Source organism: Streptomyces sp. CA-210063, from assembly GCF_024612015.1.
Classification (GTDB): domain Bacteria; phylum Actinomycetota; class Actinomycetes; order Streptomycetales; family Streptomycetaceae; genus Streptomyces.
Window position 1 is genome coordinate 8,789,504 of the sequence record NZ_CP102512.1, and the last position, 19,234, is coordinate 8,808,737.

Below are 19,234 nucleotides of genomic sequence, written 5' to 3' on the forward strand. Positions count from 1 at the left end.
AGTCCCGAGCGGCTCTGGCGGCGCGAGTGGCCTGGCGGCTCGGCCAGTCCGGTCCGCCCGCGAGTCCGGGCTGTCCTGGTGCGCTCGGCAGGTTCAGGGACACCCCTGCAGGCCCAGCTGTCCCGGTCGCCCCGGCAGACCCAGGAACAACCCAGCAGACCCAGACCTCCCGCCCCCCCCAGGCCCCAGGTGGCCGATGCCCGGCGTACCGCCCCCGCGGCGTACGCTGGGCACGGCATCTCATCCCGTATCCGGAGCACCTTTTTCGTGAGTGAGCAGTCCCGTCGTCCGCGTAAGCCGGGCAAGCCGTACCGCCGTCCCCAGAAGGACCCCGTCCGTATGCTCGCCTTCGAGGCGTTGCGGGCCGTGGACGAGCGGGACGCGTACGCGAACCTCGTTCTGCCGCCGCTGTTGCGCAGGGCGCGGGAGAAAGAGGGGCCCGACAAGTTCGACGGGCGGGACGCGGCGCTGGCGACCGAACTCGTGTACGGGACGCTGCGTCGGCAGGGGACGTACGACGCCGTCATCGCGGAGTGCGTCGACCGGCCGTTGCGGGAGGTCGACCCGCCGGTGCTGGACGTGCTCAGCCTCGGTGCGCACCAGTTGCTGGGGACGCGGATCCCCACCCACGCGGCCGTGTCCGCCTCCGTCGAACTCGCGCGGGTCGTGCTCGGGGACGGGCGGGCCAAGTTCGTGAACGCGGTGCTGCGCAAGGTCGCGCAGCATGACCTCGACGGATGGCTGGAACGCGTCGCACCGCCCTACGACGACGATCCGGAGGACCACCTCGCCGTCGTGCACTCACATCCCCGGTGGGTGGTGTCCGCGCTCTGGGACTCGCTCGGCGGTGGACGCGCCGGCATCGAGGATCTGTTGGAGGCCGACAACGAGCGGCCTGAGGTCACTCTCGTCGCCCGGCCCGGGCGGGCCACCACCGAGGAACTGCTCCGCGAGGAGGCCGCGGTGGCGGGGCGCTGGTCGCCGTACGCCGTGCGGCTCTCCGAGGGCGGGGAGCCGGGTGCCGTCGACGCCGTACGGGAGGGCCGTGCGGGTGTGCAGGACGAGGGCAGCCAGCTGGTGGCGCTCGCCCTGGCGAACGCGCCGCTCGACGGGCCCGACAAGGCATGGCTGGACGGGTGTGCCGGGCCCGGCGGCAAGGCGGCGCTGCTCGCCGCCCTCGCCGCCGAGCGCGGGGCCGTGCTGCTCGCCTCGGAGAAGCAGCCGCACCGGGCGGGGCTCGTCGCGAAGGCGCTGCACGGCAACCCCGGGCCGTATCAGGTCATCGCGGCGGACGGGACCCGTCCGCCGTGGCGGCCGGGGGCCTTCGACCGGGTGCTGATGGATGTGCCCTGCACGGGGCTCGGGGCCCTGCGGCGGCGGCCCGAGGCCCGTTGGCGGCGGCGGCCCGAGGATCTGGAGGGGTTCGCCCCGCTCCAGCGGGCGCTGCTGCGGACCGCGCTGGAGTCCGTACGGGTCGGTGGTGTCGTCGGCTACGCGACCTGCTCGCCGCACCTCGCCGAGACCCGAGCCGTTGTCGACGACGTGCTCAAGCAGTACGGCGGCGCGGCCGACCTCATCGACGCGCGGCCCCTCCTGGAGGGCGTGCCGGCGCTGGGCGAGGGTCCCGACGTACAGCTGTGGCCGCATCTGCACGGAACGGACGCCATGTATCTGGCGTTGATCCGCCGGACCGCGTAGGCGGCCACTGCCTGCCTGCCTGCCCGCTGCCTGCCTGTCTGCCTGCCTGCGGTTCGGGTGGGTGAGCAGCTTTCACCCACGGGATCGCGATCGCATCGACGACCCTCGTCCGTCAGGCCGCGCGAGATCCTCATCTGCCCGGCCCGGCACCGCTCTCCACCGGTTCCTTCCCCGTCGCGCCGCCGTCCTCGCGCGCCAGCCGGTGGGGCCACCACACCTTCGGTCCGACGTCCAGGAACAGGGCGGTGACCAGTACGGACCGCACGATGAAGGTGTCCAGGAGGACGCCCAGGGCGACCGCGAAGCCGATCTCGGCGAAGGCGACCATGGGGAGGGTGCCGAGCGCGGCGAAGGTGCCGGCGAGGACCAGGCCGGCCGAGGTGATCACCGCGCCGGTCGCCGCGAGGCCCGTCACCACGCCCTTGCGGGTGCCCTGGTGGGCGGCCTCCTCGCGGATGCGGGTGGTCAGGAAGATGTTGTAGTCGATGCCCAGGGCGACCAGGAAGACGAAGACGAACAGCGGGAAGTCGGTCGACTCGCCCGCGTAGTCGAAGAGGTGTCTGAAGGCGAGCGCGCTGATGCCCAGCGCCGCGGCGAAGGAAAGGATCACGGTCCCGATCAGCAGGAGCGGGGCGATCAGGGCGCGGAGCAGGGCGCAGAGGATCAGCAGGACCACGACCAGCACCAGCGGGATGATCAGGATGTTGTCGCGGGTCGTCGCCTCGTCCATGTCCAGCAGGGCCGCCGTACCGCCGCCCACCTGGGCGTCGGCGTCCGGCACGTCGTGGACGGCGTCCCGGACACGTTCCACGGTCTGTTTGGCCGCCTCGCTGTCGGAGGGGTCGGACAGGGTGGCCTCGAAGAGGACCTTGCCCTCGTGGGCGGGTTTGGTGCCGGGTGGCAGGCCGAGCGAGTCCGCCACGACGCCTTCCGTGTCGGCGACCACGCGGCCCACCTCCCGGGCCTGCGCCTGGTTGCTGATGATCACGAGAGGATCGCCGCTGCCCGCCGGGAAGTAGCGCGCGGAGATCTCCTGGCCGACGATCGAGTCCGGCTCACCCGTGAAGGCGTCCGCGTTGCTGATGCCCTCCGCGCGCAGCTGGATCAGGCCCAGCGAGCACAGGGCCAGCGCGGCGGCCGTGGCGACCCAGACCATCCGAGGGCGGCGGGCGAAGCGGCGGCCCGTCCGGGCCCACACACCGCGCTCCGTCGGGTCGGCGCTGCCGAGGTGGGGGATCACCGGCCAGAAGATCCAGCGGCCGAAGATCACCAGCAGGGCGGGGAAGAGCGTCATCATCGCGAGCAGGGCGACCGCGACGCCGACGGCCGCCACCGGGCCCAGGCCGCTCGTCGAGTTCATCTCGGCGGCCAGCAGGACCAGCATGCTCAGGACGACCGTCGCGCCGGACGCCAGCACCGCCGGGCCCGCGCGGTGCAGGGCCAGGGCCATCGCCTCGTGGCGGTCCTCGTGGCGGCGCAGCTCCTCGCGGTAGCGGGCCACGAGCAGCAGGGCGTAGTCGGTGCCCGCGCCGAAGACGAGGACGGTGAGGATGCCCGCGCTCTGGCCGTTCACGGTCAAGCCGCCATGCTCCGCCAGCAGATAGATCATGGCCTGGGCCGTGAAGAGGGCGACGATGACGGCGAGCAGCGGGACCAGGAGCAGGGTCGGACTGCGGTAGGTGAGCAGGAGCATCACGATGACGACGGCCATCGCCGACACCAGCAGCGTGGAGTCGATGCCCTCGAAGGCCTCGGAGAAGTCGGCGGACGTACCGCCCGGACCCGTGATGTGGACGGCGAGCCCGCCGCCGCCCTCGCCCACGCCGTCCCGGATCGAGTCGACCGCGGGCGCGATCCGCTCCCAGCCCTTCTCGTCCATCGTGATCGGCACGTAGATCTGGGCGGCCCTCGGGTCGGTCTCACGGTCGTAGACGGGGCCGCGGGTCTGGGAGCCGATGATCCCGTGGTCGGTCAGCCCCTTGAGTTCGCGTACGTCCGCCTCGATCTTCGACCGGTCCTCGGTCGTGAGGCCGCTCTCGCGGGCGTAGACGACCACCGCGGGGATCTGCTCGGGCCGGAATCCCTCGGAGATCTCCAGGACCTGGGTGGACTCGGCCGAGCCCGGCAGCCAGGAGGCAGCGTCGTTGTCCTGGGCGTCGGTGAGTTTCGGCGCGAGCGGGGCGGTCAGGAACAGCACCACCAGCCACAGGACCAGGACGACCCACTTGGCGCGGCGCCCGCACACCAGGTGCCCGATGCCCCGGCCGGCCGGCGGCCTCGTCTCCCGCCGGGTCTCCGTCACGGCCACCCCCACGGCCGTACGGGGACCCGGTCCGCGGGCCGAACCCCGGGCCGGTGGGCCGCCTGGCACGGCATGACGCCGGGCCGGTGGGCCGCCCCGCACGCCGTGGGCCGCCGCCGGGCGGCTTCGGCTGGAGAGACCAGGTGCGGACCGAGGCGAACAACCGGTCGTGGACATGGGAGGCTTGGTCCATGGCCGCGCAGATCAACCCAAGCATCCTGTCCGCCGACTTCGCCCGTCTCGCCGACGAGGCGAAGGCGGTCGAAGGGGCCGACTGGCTCCATGTAGACGTGATGGACAACCATTTCGTCCCGAACCTCACGCTCGGTGTGCCGGTCGTGGAGTCCCTGGCCCGCGCGACTCGGACGCCGCTGGACTGCCACCTGATGATCGAGGCCCCCGATCGGTGGGCGCCCCAGTACGTGGAAGCGGGTGCCGGTTCGGTCACCTTCCATGTGGAGGCGGCCGCCGCACCGGTGCGGCTCGCCCGCGAGATCCGGGCCAAGGGAGCCAGAGCCTCCATGGCGCTCAGGCCCGCGACGCCGATCGAGCCGTTCGAGGACCTGCTGCCCGAGCTCGACATGGTGCTGATCATGACGGTCGAACCGGGCTTCGGAGGCCAGGCCTTTCTCGACATCATGCTCCCCAAGATCCGCCGGACCCGCGAGTTGATCAGCAAGCACGGCCTCGACCTGTGGCTCCAGGTCGACGGCGGCGTCGCCGAGTCCACCATCGAGCGCTGCGCCGAGGCGGGCGCCGACGTCTTCGTCGCCGGTTCCGCGGTGTACGGGGCGGAGGACCCGGCCGCGGCGGTGCGTGCGCTGCGGGCCCAGGCGGAGGCCACGACGGCAACCGCCGGCTGGGCCTGCGGCCACTGAGTCACGGGCGTACGGCCGTGCGAACGCCGAGGCGGGCGTGGCACGTCGGGCGACCACAGGGCCAAGGGAACGTGAACGACGTTCCTTCGGGCTGATCGAAAACGCCGGATCTGCAAGGATGAACGGCGTATCCATGTGTGAAGAGCAGTGAGGAGATGGCCGTGTCGGGTATGTCGGCGGGCCGGTCAGCCATGCGGATGGGACCCGCTGAGCTGGTTCAGGCGGCGGCCATGGCCCGCCGCTTCTACCTCGAGGGCAAATCCAAGATCCAGATCGCCGAGGAGTTCGGCGTGAGCCGCTTCAAGGTGGCCCGGGTTCTGGAGACCGCCCTCGAACGGGATCTCGTACGCATCGAGATCCGCGTCCCCGCGGAGCTGGACGCCGACCGCTCCGACGCGCTGCGCGCTCGCTACGGCCTCAGGCACGCCGTGGTCGTCGAGTCGCCGGCCGACGCCGAGGAGTCGCCCGACCCGGAGAACCTCGGTGAGGTGGCTGCGGACCTGCTCGGCGAACTGGTGAACGAGGGCGATGTCCTCGGCCTCGCCTGGGGGCGCTCCACCATCCACATGGCGGCCGCCCTGGACCGGCTGCCGCCCTGCACGGTGGTGCAGCTGACAGGCGTGTACGACGCCGGGACCGCCGAGCGCGGCTCGGTCGAGGCGGTACGGCGGGCCGCGCAGGTGTCGGGCGGCGACGCCCACCCCATCTACGCGCCGATGCTGCTGCCGGACGCGGCCACCGCGGCCGCGCTGCGCAACCAGACCGGGATCGCCCGGGCCTTCGAGTACTTCGACAAGGTCACGGTCGCCTGTGTCTCCATCGGCTCGTGGGAGGCGGGCATCTCCACGGTGCACGACATGCTCAGCGACGAGGAGCGCGGCCACTACGCCTCCCTCGGTGTCGCCGCCGAGATGTCCGCACACCTCTTCGACTCCGATGGCCGCCGTGTCGGGCGTGACCTGGGCGAGCGGTGCATCACGGTCAAGGCCGACCAGCTCCGCCGTATCCCCGAGGTCGTGGCGATCGCGGGCGGCCAGCGCAAGGCGGCCGCGATCGACGCCGTCCTGCGGTCGGGGCTGGTGACCAGCCTCGTCACCGACACATCGGCGGCGGACTACCTGCTGATGGCCGGTCCGACGCCGCGGCCGGCGCTCAACCGGGCGGACCCGGACGGGCCCTGACGGGGCGCTCCACGTGGGTCGGCGGGGTGCGTCCGCCGGCCCCGGCCGGGGCCGGCGATCAGTCAGTACGAGTCGTACAGGACGGTGTTGAGATGAGTGAGGGCACGCTCGCCGAAGTACTGGGCGCCGGCGGCTGGGTCCACATCGGGCTGGACCTCGGCGGTGTCACGGACAAGCCCGCCTTCATGGACCGCTGCGCCCGCGCCTTCGACCTGCCCGAGTACTTCGGCCGCAACTGGGACGCCCTCGCCGACTGCCTCACCGACCTGTCGTGGGCGCCGCCCGTACGGGGACGCCTGGTCGTGATCACCGGCTGGCAGGAGTACGCGGGGGCCGAGCCGAACGACTGGAGCATCGCACGGGAGGTGTTCGCGGACGCCGCCGACCACTGGACCGGCACCGCCACCGAGCTGCGGATCGTGCTGGCTCTCGGAGGATCCTCCTAGGCCGCCCACGGCCCCTCTGGACGATCCGTCGGGGCCGCTCATACCCGCCGACATGGGACAATGAAGTACGTGCTCTTCCCCCTGGCGGTCCTGTCAGGGGGTCACCTCTGATCGACTGGGATGTGCGGCACGTGCGTTTCCTCAATGACATCCAGCCCGCGTACGACCTGACGTACGACGACGTCTTCATGGTCCCGAGCCGCAGCGCCGTCGGATCGCGGCAGGACGTGGACCTGGCCTCCCCGGACGGCACGGGCACCACCATCCCGCTCGTCGTCGCCAACATGACCGCCATCGCCGGCCGCCGCATGGCCGAGACGGTCGCCCGCCGCGGTGGCCTGGTGGTCATCCCGCAGGACATCCCGAACGAGGTCGTCACCGACGTCATCTCCTGGGTGAAGAGCCGCCATCTCGTCCTCGACACCCCGATCGTGCTGAACCCGCACCAGACGGTCGCCGACGCGCTGGCCCTGCTGCCGAAGCGCGCGCACAACGCGGGCGTCGTCGTCGACGAGGCGCTCCGGCCCGTCGGAGTCGTCACCGACGCGGATCTGACCGGCGTCGACCGCTTCACCCAGCTCGAAGTCGTCATGTCCCGCGACCTGTTGCTCCTGGACGCCGACATCGACCCGCGCGAGGCCTTCAACCGGCTCGACGCGGCCAACCGCCGGTACGCGCCCGCGGTCGACAAGGACGGCCGCCTCGCCGGCATCCTCACCCGCAAGGGCGCCCTGCGGGCCACGCTCTACACGCCGGCCGTCGACGCCGACGGCAAGCTGCGCATAGCCGCCGCCGTCGGCGTCAACGGCGACTTCGCGGGCAAGGCCCAGGAACTGCTGGACGCGGGTGTCGACACGCTCGTCATCGACACCGCGCACGGCCACCAGGAGTCGATGATCAACGCGATCAAGCTGGTGCGGGACCTCGCCCCCCGGGTGCCCATCGTCGCGGGCAACATCGTCGCCGCGGAGGGTGTCCGGGACCTGATCGAGGCGGGCGCGGACATCGTCAAGGTCGGTGTCGGCCCGGGTGCCATGTGCACGACCCGGATGATGACCGGGGTCGGGCGGCCGCAGTTCTCGGCCGTTCTGGAGTGCGCCGCCGAGGCGAAGAAGTACGGGAAGCACGTGTGGGCCGACGGTGGTGTGCGGCACCCCCGTGATGTCGCCATGGCGCTGGCCGCGGGCGCGTCGAACGTGATGATCGGGTCGTGGTTCGCGGGGACGTACGAGTCGCCGGGCGACCTTCAGCAGGACGCCGACGGGCGGCTGTACAAGGAGTCGTTCGGGATGGCGTCGGCGCGGGCCGTTCGCAACCGTACGAGCGAGGAGTCGGCGTACGACCGGGCGCGCAAGGCGCTGTTCGAGGAAGGCATCTCCACTTCGCGGATGTTCCTGGATCCGGTCCGGCCCGGGGTCGAGGATCTGATCGACTCGGTCATCGCGGGAGTGCGGTCGTCCTGCACGTATGCGGGGGCCGGGTCTCTGGAGGAGTTCGCGGAGCGGGCCGTGGTGGGGATTCAGAGTGCGGCCGGGTATGCGGAGGGTAAGCCGTTGCACGCCAGCTGGAGCTAGTGCCGCGTCAGCCAAGGTTTGCCCGTCAAGGAGCGGCGTCCGGTGCGTGCTCTCGGCGTGCCGGCCGGAAGTCCTCGTCGATGGACCGGACGTACTTGGGCTTTCGGCCGGTGCGGCGGTGGGGGCCCCTCCCGTTCGAGCGAAGCCGAGAATGGGGGAGCGTGCCGGGCGTCGCGACGGGGCGAACCTTGGCTGACGCGGCACTAGGCCGCCTTCGAGCTCGGGGCGCAAGGGTTTTAAGGAGCCGTGCAACGAAGCTTCGCCCTCGTTCGATGTACGCAACGATCTTGCGGAAGTGCGCAAGGTTGCCGCATTACGCTCGTGAAGCTCCGGCTCATAGGGTCATGCGCTGTACGTGGCGTGGCGGGGACCTCCTGCTCGGTGGCCCCCTGCTGTTCGGTGCTGTCGGTCCTCACCCGCCCTGACCGGCAGCGATGAAGGAGCCACGCGTGCTCGACCAAGGCGCACCCCCGCAGAACGACAAGCAGCCGGCCCCGCCGCCCGACGGCGTCGGGGCGCGGCTGATGCGCCGCAAGCCCGTGGAACGCCTGGTCGCGGAGGGTGGCCAGGGTGAGGGAGGGTCGCTGCGGAGATCCCTCGGGCTGTGGCAGCTGACGATGATCAGCATCGGTGCCACGCTCGGCACCGGCATCTTCGTCGTCCTCGGCGAGGCCGTTCCCAAGGCCGGGCCCGCCGTCACCCTCTCCTTCGTGATCGCCGGTCTCACCGCGCTGTTCTCGGCCCTGTCGTACGCGGAGCTGGCCGGCACCATCCCGGTCTCCGGGTCCTCGTACTCGTACGCGTACGCAACGATGGGCGAGCTGGTCGCATGGGTCTGCGGCTGGTGTCTGGTCCTGGAGTACGGGGTGTCGGTGTCGGCCGTCGCCGTCGGCTGGGGCGAGTACCTCAACGAGCTGCTGGACGGGACCGTCGGAGTGACCCTTCCGGCCGCGCTGTCCGCGCCGCCCGGCGACGGGGGCATCTTCAACCTGCCCGCGCTGATCGTCGTGCTGCTCGCGATGGCGTTCCTGCTGGGCGGGGCCCGGGAGTCCGCCCGAGCCAACACGATCATGGTCGTGGTGAAGATCGCCGCTCTGCTGCTCTTCTGCCTCATCGGTCTGCAGGGCTTCCGGTCCGGCAACTACGAGAACTTCATGCCGCTCGGCATGGCCGGTGTCAGCGCGGCCGGGGCGACGCTCTTCTTCTCGTACATCGGGTTCGACGCGGCCTCGACCGCCGGTGAGGAGGCGAAGAACGCGCAGCGTGATCTGCCGCGCGCGATCATGCTGTCCCTGGTCATCGTCACCGCGCTGTACGTGCTGGTCGCCGCCGTCGCGATCGGGGCGCGGCCCTGGGAGCGGTTCGGCGAGTCCGAAGCGGCGCTCGCCGGGATCATGAAGGACGTCACCGGGGACGCGTTCTGGGGGACGCTGCTGGCGGCCGGCGCGGTCATCGCCATCGCGAGTGTGGTGCTGACCGTGCTGTACGGGCAGACCCGCATCCTGTTCGCCATGTCCCGGGACGGGCTCGTGCCCACGGTGTTCTCACGCGTGCACCCGAGGACCGGGACGCCTCGCGTCAACACCGTGATCGTCTCGCTGTTCTGCGGTGTGCTCGCCGCGGCCATTCCGCTGGGGCAGCTCGCCGATGCGACGAGCATCGGCACGTTGTTCGCGTTCGCGCTGGTCAATGTGGCCGTCGTGGTACTGCGGCGGACCCGGCCGGACATGCCGCGGACCTTCCGGGTGCCGCTGTCGCCGGTGCTGCCCGCGCTGGGGTTCGCGTTCTGCGTCTGGATGATGGGCAGCCTCGACAGCGTCACCTGGGTCGTCTTCGGCGTCTGGATGGCTGTCGGGCTCGTGTTCTACTTCAGTTACGGCTATCGCCGCTCCCGTCTCGCGACCCCATCGACTTCACCGTCTCCCTCAGCTCCGTCGACTCCAGAGAAGTGATCCACCCGCAGTGCTGAACGATCTCGACGAACGCATCGTGCACGCCCTCGCCGAGGACGCCCGCCGCTCCTACTCCGACATCGGCCAACTCGTCGGGCTCTCCGCGCCCGCGGTCAAACGGCGGGTGGACCGACTGCGGGCCACCGGGGCGATCACCGGATTCACCGTGCGGGTGGACCCCGCCGCGCTCGGGTGGGAGACCGAGGGGTTCGTCGAGATCTACTGCCGGCGGAACACGTCGCCGGAGACGATCCAGCGGGGGCTGGAGCGGTATCAGGAGGTCGTCGCGGCGTCGACGGTCACCGGCGAAGCGGATGCCGTGGTGCAGGTTTTCGCGTCGGACATGCGGCACTTCGAGCGGGTGCTCGAGCGGATCGCCGGGGAGCCGTTCGTCGAGCGGACGAAGTCGGTGCTTGTGCTGTCGCCTTTGCTGCGGCGGTTTTCTTCCGGGGCGCCCGCCTAGTAGCAAGGGTGGGCAGGTTGTCGGGCGGCTGCGGGTTCGTCGTGGTTCTCGCGCGGTTCCCCGCGCCCCTTATTGCTGGTCGGCGGCTCAAAAGTCGCCCTCAGCGCCTACCATCGGTCTCATGACCTGGCGACATTGATCCACCAGCCGTGTCTCCCGAGGGCCGCCTCGGACGCCGTTCCTCCGACGTCCGAATCGCTCCTTCGGGAAGGCCTCATGACTCTCTCACCTGCGCGTGTGCCCAGTGTCGGAACCGGTGGTGTCCGGCGGCTGACGGTCACGCTGTACGGATACGCGTTCCTCGACGACTTCGTGCTGCTCTACCCGGTGTACGCGCTGCTGTTCAGCGACACCGGGCTGTCGATCTGGCAGATCTCCTCACTGTTCGCCCTGTGGTCGATCACGGGCATTCTGCTGGAGGTTCCCTCCGGCGCCTGGGCCGACGCGGTCTCCCGACGGCTGCTGCTGTGGCTGGGGCCGCTGCTCACGGCCGCCGGCTTCGCCCTGTGGGTGATCGTTCCGTCGTACTGGGCCTTCGCCCTCGGCTTCGTCCTGTGGGGTGTGCGCGGTGCGCTCGGCTCCGGGGCGCTGGAGGCACTGGTGTACGACGAGCTGGACCGGCTGGGTGCGGCCGACCGGTATGCGCGTGTCATCGGCCGGGCCCAGGCGTTCGGGATGGTCGCCGTGATGGCGGCGATGGGGCTGGCCGGGCCGGTGCTCGACTTCGGTGGCTACCCGGCCGTGGGCGCGGCGAGTGTGCTGGTCTGTGTGCTGACCTCGGTGGTGGCGACGCGGTTCCCCGAGCACCGGGAAGCGGTGACCGAAGGGAAGGAGCGGGCCTCCACGTTCGCCACCCTGCGGACCGGGCTCGCGGAGGCCCGCCGGGACCGTTCCGTACGCGGGGCGCTGCTGCTCGTTCCGGCCGTCGGGGCGGTCTGGGGGGCCCTCGACGAGTACACGCCGTTGCTCGTCCGGAACACCGGGGTCGCCGAGCAGACGGTCCCGTATCTGCTGCTGGTGATCTGGGTGGGGCCGGCGATCGGCAGCCTGTTGACCGGCGTCGGTGAGCGGCTGGGCATGAGCGGGCTCGGGCTGGTGCTCGCGGGATCGGCGTTCGCCCTGGCCGTGGGTTCGCTGATGGGTACTCCGGTCGGGATCGGGCTTGTGGCTGTCGCCTTCGGCGGCTTTCAGCTGGTCAACGTCCTTGCCGACGCGCGGCTGCAGGACCGGATCGAGGCGGCTCGTCGGGCGACGCTGACGTCCGTCGCGAGTATGGGGACCGAACTGGCCACGGTGGGTGTCTTCGCCGCGTACGCCATGGTCGGTGCGTCGTATGCGCACGGGGTCGTGTTCGCCTTGTTCGCGGTGCCGTATGCGGTGACGGCGATCGTGTTGGTGCGGAGGGGCGCCTAGGGGGTGGGGGCGTGGGGATCTCGGGCGGCTGCAGGCTCGTCGTGGCTGGTCGCGCAGTTCCCCGCGCCCCTTGAGTGAGCCCCTCTCAGGAAGTACGCAACGAATCGTCGTCCACCCCGTCGCGCACGCAACGAATCCCTCATCGGCGCGCAATGGCTGCCGCTTGTCCGGCCCGGCGCGCCGACCGTACCGTCTATGTGGCCCCCCGAACCCCCCTTTGTCCCGGTGAGGAACACGCATGCGTACCGCCCTGCTCCAGAGCTCCGGTCGTCCCGGCTCGGTCGTCGGGAACCTGAAGGTGCTCGACGAAGCCGCTGGGCGGGCGGCCGCGGGTGGGGCGGGGCTGTTGGTGGCGCCGGAGATGTTCTTGACCGGGTATGCGATCGGCGACGACATAGGTCGGCTCGCCGAGGCCGCCGACGGTGACTCCGCCGAGGCGGTCGCCGACCTCGCGGGGCGGCACGGGGTCGCGATCGCGTACGGGTATCCGGAGCGTGCCGGTGAGGCGGTCTTCAACTCCGCCCAGCTCATCTCCGCCGACGGCATCCGGCTCGCCAACTACCGCAAGACCCATCTCTTCGGCTGCTTCGAGCGGGACCACTTCACGCCGGGCGAGCAGCCCGTCGTACAGGCCGAACTGGGCGGGCTCCGGGTCGGGATCATGATCTGCTACGACGTGGAGTTCCCGGAGAACGTCCGTGCGCACGCCCTCGCCGGGACCGATCTGCTGGTGGTGCCGACGGCCCAGATGCATCCGTTCCAGTTCGTCGCGGAGTCGATGATCCCGGTGCGGGCGTTCGAGAACCAGATGTATGTCGCGTACGTCAACCGGGTCGGCCGGGAAGGGGAGTTCGAGTTCGTCGGGCTGTCCACGCTGGCCGGGCCCGACGGGGTCGCGCGCACCCGCGCCGGGCGCGAGGAGGAACTCGTCCTCGCCGATGTCGACCCCGCCCTCCTCGCGGCCTCGCGCGAGGCGAACCCGTATCTGAACGACCGCCGTCCCGGCCTCTACGGGTCCCTCGTCTGAGATCCGCCACCCCGTACCTTTCTTGTCGCAAGGAGTCCGTACCCCATGACGTCCACCGTGCCCAACGCCATCGAGCACGCAGACGAGCAGCAGCCGCCGATCACCATGTTCGGCCCGGACTTCCCGTACGCGTACGACGACTTCCTGGCCCACCCGGCCGGTCTGGGCCAGATCCCGGCGACCGAGCAGGGGACCGAGGTCGCGGTCATCGGCGGCGGGCTGTCCGGCATCGTGGCGGCGTACGAGCTGATGAAGATGGGGCTGAAGCCCGTGGTGTACGAGGCCGACCGGATCGGCGGGCGGCTGCGGACGGTCGGGTTCGAGGGGTGCGATCCGTCGCTCACCGCCGAGATGGGCGCCATGCGCTTTCCGCCGTCCTCCACGGCGCTCCAGCACTACATCGACCTGGTCGGGCTGGAGACCCGGCCCTTCCCCAATCCGCTCGCGGACGTGACGCCTTCGACCGTCGTCGATCTCAAGGGCGAGTCGCACTACGCCGAGACGATCGACGACCTGCCGCAGGTCTACCGGGATGTCGCCGCGGCCTGGAACGCCTGTCTCGAAGAGGGCGCCGACTTCTCCGACATGAACCGGGCGCTGCGCGAGCGGGACGTGCCGCGCATCCGGGAGATCTGGGCGAAGCTCGTCGAGCGGCTCGACAACCAGACCTTCTACGGCTTCCTCTGCGACTCCGAGGCCTTCAAGTCCTTCCGGCACCGCGAGATCTTCGGCCAGGTCGGCTTCGGCACCGGCGGCTGGGACACCGACTTCCCGAACTCCATCCTGGAGATCCTGCGGGTCGTCTACACCGAGGCCGACGACCACCACCGCGGCATCGTCGGCGGCAGCCAGCAGCTTCCGCTGCGGCTCTGGGAGCGCGAGCCGGAGAAGATCGTGCACTGGCCGTACGGGACGTCGCTGAAGTCCCTGCACACGGACGGCGAGCCGCGGCCCGCCGTGACCCGGCTGCACCGGACCGCCGGCAACCGGATCACCGTGACAGACGCGAACGGGGACATCCGTACGTACCCGGCGGCGATCTTCACCGCCCAGTCCTGGATGCTGCTGTCGAAGATCGCCTGCGACGACTCGCTCTTCCCGATCGACCACTGGACGGCGATCGAGCGGACCCACTACATGGAGTCGAGCAAGCTGTTCGTCCCCGTCGACCGGCCGTTCTGGCTGGACAAGGCCGTCGACGACAGGGGAAACCCGACCGGCCGTGACGTCATGTCGATGACGCTCACCGACCGGATGACGCGCGGCACCTACCTCCTCGACGACGGTCCGGACAAACCCGCCGTCATCTGCCTCTCCTACACATGGTGCGACGACAGCCTGAAGTGGCTGCCGCTGTCCGCGAGTGAGCGGATGGAGGTCATGCTGAAGTCGCTCGGTGAGATCTACCCGAACGTCGACATCCGGAGCCACATCATCGGCAACCCGGTGACGGTCTCCTGGGAGAACGAGCCGTACTTCATGGGCGCGTTCAAGGCCAACCTGCCCGGCCACTACCGCTACCAGCGGCGCCTGTTCACGCACTTCATGCAGGACCGGCTGCCCGAGGACAAGCGGGGCATCTTCCTCGCCGGTGACGACATCTCCTGGACGGCCGGCTGGGCCGAGGGCGCGATCCAGACCGCGCTCAACGCGGTCTGGGGGGTCATGCACCACTTCGGCGGGGCGACGGACGCGACCAACCCCGGGCCGGGGGACGTCTACGACGAGATCGCGCCGGTGGAACTCCCGGAGGACTAGGGCGAGTTCGGCGACCTAGATCCCGGCCGCCCGGGCCGACGCGTACACCTCGGCGGCCACGTCCTTGAGTTCCTCGGCGTCCCGCAGGCCGTACTGGAGGTCGAGGAAGATCTCGTCGAGGCCGATCGCGGCGTGGGCGGCGAGGTCCTCGGCGAGCTGGTCGGCGTTGCCCTGGAAGGGGTGGCGGTCCGCGCCTTCGTAGGCCTTGACCTGGTACTGCACATTGATCCGCAGCACCGACCGGAGCGGCCTGATGCGGCGGCGTTCGGTGGCAAGATTGCGCAACTGGCGCCACTGGGTGGCCAGTTCCTCGACGCCCAGGCCGACCGGCAGCCAGCCGTCGGCGTGGTCGACGAGTCTGCGCCGGGCTCTCGCGGTGCTCCCGGAGAGCAGGATGGGGATGGGCCGGCGGGGCTTGGGACCCACGACGGCGGAGGCGATCTTCGTGAGCCGTCCGTCGTACGACACCGGGTCCGGGCCCCAGACCGCCCGACACACCCCGATCAGCTCCTCCAGTACCTGGCCGCGCTCCTCGAAGGGCCGGACGGCCGCCGCGGCGTACTCGTCGAGGGACCAGCCGGTGCCGAGGCCCGCGACCACCCGGCCGCCGCTCGCCGCGTCCAACGAGGCGAGGGACTTGGCGAGTTGGAACGGCACGTGCAGCGGGGCGATCAGGCTCGTGCCCAGCCGGACCCGCTCGGTGGCGGCCGCGGCCAGGGTGAGCGTGACCAGGGGCTCGGCCACATGCCGGTAGTGGTCCGGCCAGGGCAGGCCCTCCAGGCCGTAGAGGCCCTGCGACGGTGGCTCCGGGAACAGGGCCCGTTCGAAGACCCACAGACTGTCGTAGCCGATGCCCTCGGCCGTACGCGCCACGTCGGGCACGTCCTTTCCGATGTCGTACTGCCGCATCTGGGGAAGGGCGAGCCCGAGCCGTAACGCCATGCCATGTGCTCCTCTGCGAGGGATCTGCTCAAGTCGAACGTATTACGTTCACAAAGCAGTGCGCTCGGCGCGGGTCTGTTCGCTCCGGTTCGGCGGGTCGGTCCGTTCCGGCCCGGCGGTGACGTCGGCGGCGTGCGGTTCAGTCCGGCAGCGGGGTCAGCAGCATGCGGCCCGCCAGGCCCACCGCCGCGTCCAGACGGTGGCCGAACTCCTCGGCGAGATCGGGGAGTCCGCGCAGCGCCCAGAGCGCGCGAGCGGCCGACCAGGTGGCCTCACGGGCCCGTTCCAGACTCCACGCGCCGAGCAGATGGGTGAGCGGATCGGCGATCTGGAGGAGATCCGGACCCGGCATCAGCTCCTCGCGGATGCGCTCCTCCAACGACACGAGGACATCGCCCACATACTCGAACTCGTCCTCCAGATCGACGGGTTCGCAGCCGAGCGTACGGCAGGTGTCCACGACGGCGAGCGCGAGATCGTGCCCGATGTGCGCATTGATGCCGGACAGGGCGAACTGCAGCGGTCGTACGCCGGGATGGCGCCGGAACTGCAGCAACGGCCGCCAGCACGCGGGCGTACACCCTCCCTCGGCGACCCGCAGATACCGCTCGGCGAAGAGCACGTCCAGGGTGATCGCGGCCTCGGCGTCCGGGAAGCGGCCGGCGTCCAGCCGCCGGTCGATGGCCTCCGTGACGGTGAGGTAGACGCGGTTGAAGACCGCGACCCCGTCCCGCTCGGGCAGGACCGCATCGAGGGCGCGCATACGGGAGACGACTGTGTCTACTGAATCCACGGAATTGGTGAAATGTTCCAACTGCGCCATAGGGGGCAGGGTCCCAGGCCTACGCTGACACCGGTGCCGCCGTGCCCGGCGCGTCCCCGGAACGGGGTAACGCGGGCGCGACGGGAAGTGCCGGGAAGCCGGGGGGCTTCGGTCCGGGGAGCAGGGGGGAGCACCACGTGTCAGGCTTACGCGCCCAGCGTCTGGCCGCACGCCGAGCCGAACGCAGGCGGGCGGCGCGGCGCGGCGCCATGGTGGCCGCCGCGGCGGTCGTGGCCGTCGTCGGCACCGTCACCGGGATGGTGACCGCGTTGCACGGCGACAGAGGTGCCGACGAGGCCCGACCGCTGATGAGCCCCTCGCCGGGTCTTCGGTCCGATCCGGCCGATCCGGTCGAGTCGACGCCGGGCTCGCCCTCCCCGTCGAGGACCTCGCCCCCGCCGTCGCCCTCGAAGTCGCCCGCCCCCTCCAAGAGGGCCAGGGTGCGGCCCTCGGCGGAGAAGACCGAACCGCGGACGGAACCCGTGACCGACTCCGGTGAGCTCTACCGCCACCCCGACTCCCAGGTCCTCGACTGGGTGCGCGACAACCCGGGCGACCCGCGCAGCGCCGTCATCGAGGCCGGCATCGCCGAGCGGCCGGCCGCCGTCTGGTTCACCGACCCGACCCCGGCCACCACGACCTCCCAGGTCGCGGCGGTCGCCTCCGGGGGCGCCGCGCAGGGGCGGGTGCCGGTCCTCGTGGCGTACGCGATCCCGGACCGCGACTGCGGCGGGGCCTCGCAGGGCGGGGCGTCGACCCTGGACGCGTACGACGCGTGGATCGACGCGTTCGCCGCCGGGCTCGGCTCGGACGACGTCATCGTGATCCTGGAGCCGGACGCGATCGCCCAGTCCGACTGCCTCTCCGCCGGCGCCCGCGCCGACCGCTTCGCCTCGCTCGCCCGCGCCGGCCGCGTCATCAAGGCGGCCAACCCCGACGCCCGCGTCTACTACGACGCCGGGCACTCGGAATGGAACGCGCCGGACAAGCAGGCCGCACTCCTGCGTCAGGCGGGCGCCGCCTCGCCCGACGGCTCCGACGGCGTCTTCAGCAACGTGTCCAACTTCAACCCCACCGACGCCGAGGCCGCCTATACCCGCCGGGTCCTCGACGCCCTCGGCGGCCCCGCGGGCCTCGGCGCGGTCATCGACACCAGCCGCAACGGCAACGGTGCCCCGCCCGACGGCGCATGGTGCGACCCCGCCGGCCGCGGCCTCGGCCGGTCACCGACCCTCGACACCGGTGAGCCCCGCGTCGACGCCTACCTGTGGGTCAAGCTGCCGGGCGAGTCCGACGGGTGCCGGGGGAGGGCGGGGGCGTTCTCCCCGGGGTACGCGTACGAGCTGGCGCGGGGGTGAGAGGCCCCGGCGGCGGACGTCGGCGATCGGGGCCGGTCGGCCACGCGCACGGCACCCACTGAGCGTCCGCCCGGGACCACTTCAGGCCTTGGGGTCGGGGACCGCCACGCCCGGCCGATCGACCCGCGGGCGGTCCCGCTCGCCGGGCCGCAGCACGCCCGCGAAGAGGACGAGCCCGCACGCCAGCACGGTCACCAGGCCGAACGACACGACCAGGCTGGTCAGCTCTGCCAGACCGCCGATCGCGCTCGGCGCGACCAGCCCGGAGGTGTACGTGATGGTCGCGACGCCCGCGATGGCCTGGCTGGGGTTCGGCCCGCTGCGGCCGGCGGCGGCGAAGCAGAGCGGTACGACGACGGCGATGCCCAGGCCCATCAGCGCGAAGCCGGACATCGCGACCGCCGGATCGTTCGCGACGACGATCAGCAGACCGCCGAGCGCGGCGAGGACCCCGCCCGCCCGTACGGTGCGGACCGCGCCGAATCGGTTGACCACCGCGTCGCCCGCGATCCGGGCCAGCGCCATGGTCAGCATGAAACCGGTGGTGCACGCCGCCGCGAGCCCGGCAGAGGTCGCCAACTGGTCCCGCAGATAGACCGCCGACCAGTCCAGCGCCGCCCCCTCCGCGAACACCGCGCAGAACCCGACCGCGCCGATCAGCAGCGCCGACCTCGGCGGCAGCGCGAACCGGGGCGGCGGCTCCTCGTCCTCGGTGGGCCTGAGGTCCAGCACCCACTGGCAGGCGACCAGACCGAGGACCGTGAGCGCGGCCGCCGCCAGCGCGTGGTGCAGCCGCGCGTCCGAGCCCAGGTGGGCGGCGAGAGTGCCGGCCGCCGAGCCGACCAGGGCGCCCGCACTCCACATGCCGTGCAGGCCCGACATGATCGACTTCCCCAGACGGTTCTCGACCTCGACGCCGAGCGCGTTCATCGCCACGTCCGCCATGCCCGCCGTCGCGCCGTACACGAACAGTGCGAGGCACAGCGTCCACAGACTCGGCGCGAGGGCCGGCAGGATCAACGCGATCGTCCACAGCGAGATCAGCCCGCGCAGCGCCGTACGGGCGCCGAAGTGGTGGCTGATCCGGCCCGCGAGCGGCATCGCCACGGACGCCCCGATCGCCGGGAAGGCGAGCGCGAGACCCAGCTGGCCCGCGCTGACCCCGGCATGGTCCTGGATCCACGGCACGCGCGTCGCGAACGAGCCGGTGACGGCACCGTGCACCGCGAACACGGCCGCCACGGCGTACCGCGCCCGCCTCACCTCGCGCTGCTCGTAGACCACCGCGCTCATTCTCCGCCCTCCCTGGTTCCCCGGAACTCCTGGACCCGGGTCTGTCGGTGGCCCCCAGCCTCCGGCCTCCGCTCGCGCCGCGTAAACTATCAGGAACCCTGCCTGATAGATAGGGAGTCGCGTCCG

At 71.3% G+C, this 19,234-nt stretch carries 15 protein-coding genes; 11 read left to right on the forward strand and 4 right to left on the reverse strand.

Translation table 11 applies throughout. The annotated features are described in order from the left end of the window. Positions 1–267 precede the first annotated feature (267 nt). Complete coding sequence (locus JIX56_RS38465; protein ID WP_257547638.1) at positions 268–1,698, forward strand: RsmB/NOP family class I SAM-dependent RNA methyltransferase; 1,431 nt, start codon at positions 268–270, stop codon at positions 1,696–1,698. Positions 1,699–1,828: 130 nt separating this feature from the next. On the opposite strand, the gene JIX56_RS38470 is transcribed toward JIX56_RS38465, so the two are convergent. Beyond that, entirely contained in the window at positions 1,829–4,000 is a 2,172-nt protein-coding gene (locus JIX56_RS38470) for an MMPL family transporter (RefSeq protein ID WP_257547640.1), read from the reverse strand. 191 nt (positions 4,001–4,191) lie between these two features. On the opposite strand from JIX56_RS38470, the gene rpe reads away from it, so the two are divergent. The 9 genes from rpe (at position 4,192) to JIX56_RS38515 (ending at position 14,692) form a co-directional block, all read left to right on the forward strand. Continuing rightward, positions 4,192–4,878: a ribulose-phosphate 3-epimerase gene (gene rpe, locus JIX56_RS38475; RefSeq protein WP_257547642.1), complete on the forward strand. Its 687-nt coding sequence runs from the start codon at positions 4,192–4,194 to the stop codon at positions 4,876–4,878. Between the two features lie 137 nt (positions 4,879–5,015). After that, on the forward strand, positions 5,016–6,059 hold the full coding sequence (locus JIX56_RS38480) for a sugar-binding transcriptional regulator (RefSeq protein WP_257547644.1): 1,044 nt from the start codon (positions 5,016–5,018) through the stop codon (positions 6,057–6,059). Positions 6,060–6,151: 92 nt separating this feature from the next. Then, the gene (locus tag JIX56_RS38485; RefSeq protein WP_257547646.1) at positions 6,152–6,505 is read left to right on the forward strand and encodes a barstar family protein; all 354 of its coding nucleotides are present in this window, start codon (positions 6,152–6,154) and stop codon (positions 6,503–6,505) included. Positions 6,506–6,636: 131 nt separating this feature from the next. Next, positions 6,637–8,079, forward strand: coding sequence for a GuaB1 family IMP dehydrogenase-related protein (locus JIX56_RS38490; RefSeq protein ID WP_257547648.1), 1,443 nt, complete (start codon positions 6,637–6,639; stop codon positions 8,077–8,079). A gap of 449 nt (positions 8,080–8,528) precedes the next feature. After that, positions 8,529–10,031 carry an amino acid permease gene (locus JIX56_RS38495; RefSeq protein WP_257547650.1) on the forward strand — a complete coding sequence of 501 codons (1,503 nt, stop codon included), beginning with the start codon at positions 8,529–8,531 and terminating at the stop codon, positions 10,029–10,031. Between the two features lie 10 nt (positions 10,032–10,041). Beyond that, on the forward strand, positions 10,042–10,494 hold the full coding sequence (locus JIX56_RS38500; RefSeq protein ID WP_037701371.1) for an Lrp/AsnC family transcriptional regulator: 453 nt from the start codon (positions 10,042–10,044) through the stop codon (positions 10,492–10,494). A 216-nt stretch (positions 10,495–10,710) separates the two neighbouring features. After that, the gene (locus tag JIX56_RS38505; protein WP_257547651.1) at positions 10,711–11,907 is read left to right on the forward strand and encodes an MFS transporter; all 1,197 of its coding nucleotides are present in this window, start codon (positions 10,711–10,713) and stop codon (positions 11,905–11,907) included. Positions 11,908–12,145: 238 nt separating this feature from the next. Then, the gene (locus tag JIX56_RS38510; protein ID WP_257547653.1) at positions 12,146–12,934 is read left to right on the forward strand and encodes a carbon-nitrogen hydrolase family protein; all 789 of its coding nucleotides are present in this window, start codon (positions 12,146–12,148) and stop codon (positions 12,932–12,934) included. 45 nt (positions 12,935–12,979) lie between these two features. Continuing rightward, positions 12,980–14,692: a flavin monoamine oxidase family protein gene (locus JIX56_RS38515; RefSeq protein WP_257547655.1), complete on the forward strand. Its 1,713-nt coding sequence runs from the start codon at positions 12,980–12,982 to the stop codon at positions 14,690–14,692. A gap of 15 nt (positions 14,693–14,707) precedes the next feature. Here the strand turns inward: JIX56_RS38515 and JIX56_RS38520 are convergent, their stop codons facing one another. Together JIX56_RS38520 and JIX56_RS38525 are read right to left on the reverse strand one after the other, a co-directional pair. Then, positions 14,708–15,634 carry an LLM class F420-dependent oxidoreductase gene (locus JIX56_RS38520; RefSeq protein WP_257547657.1) on the reverse strand — a complete coding sequence of 309 codons (927 nt, stop codon included), beginning with the start codon at positions 15,632–15,634 and terminating at the stop codon, positions 14,708–14,710. 139 nt (positions 15,635–15,773) lie between these two features. Further along, entirely contained in the window at positions 15,774–16,457 is a 684-nt protein-coding gene (locus tag JIX56_RS38525; RefSeq protein WP_257547659.1) for a DUF5995 family protein, read from the reverse strand. Positions 16,458–16,666: 209 nt separating this feature from the next. Here JIX56_RS38525 and JIX56_RS38530 point away from each other — a divergent pair, with 209 nt between their 5' ends. Further along, a complete protein-coding gene (locus JIX56_RS38530) occupies positions 16,667–17,815 on the forward strand; it encodes a glycoside hydrolase family 6 protein (RefSeq protein WP_257551354.1) in 1,149 nt (382 codons plus the stop codon). Positions 17,816–17,896: 81 nt separating this feature from the next. On the opposite strand, the gene JIX56_RS38535 is transcribed toward JIX56_RS38530, so the two are convergent. Further along, positions 17,897–19,108, reverse strand: coding sequence for an MFS transporter (locus JIX56_RS38535; protein WP_257547661.1), 1,212 nt, complete (start codon positions 19,106–19,108; stop codon positions 17,897–17,899). Positions 19,109–19,234 lie beyond the last annotated feature (126 nt).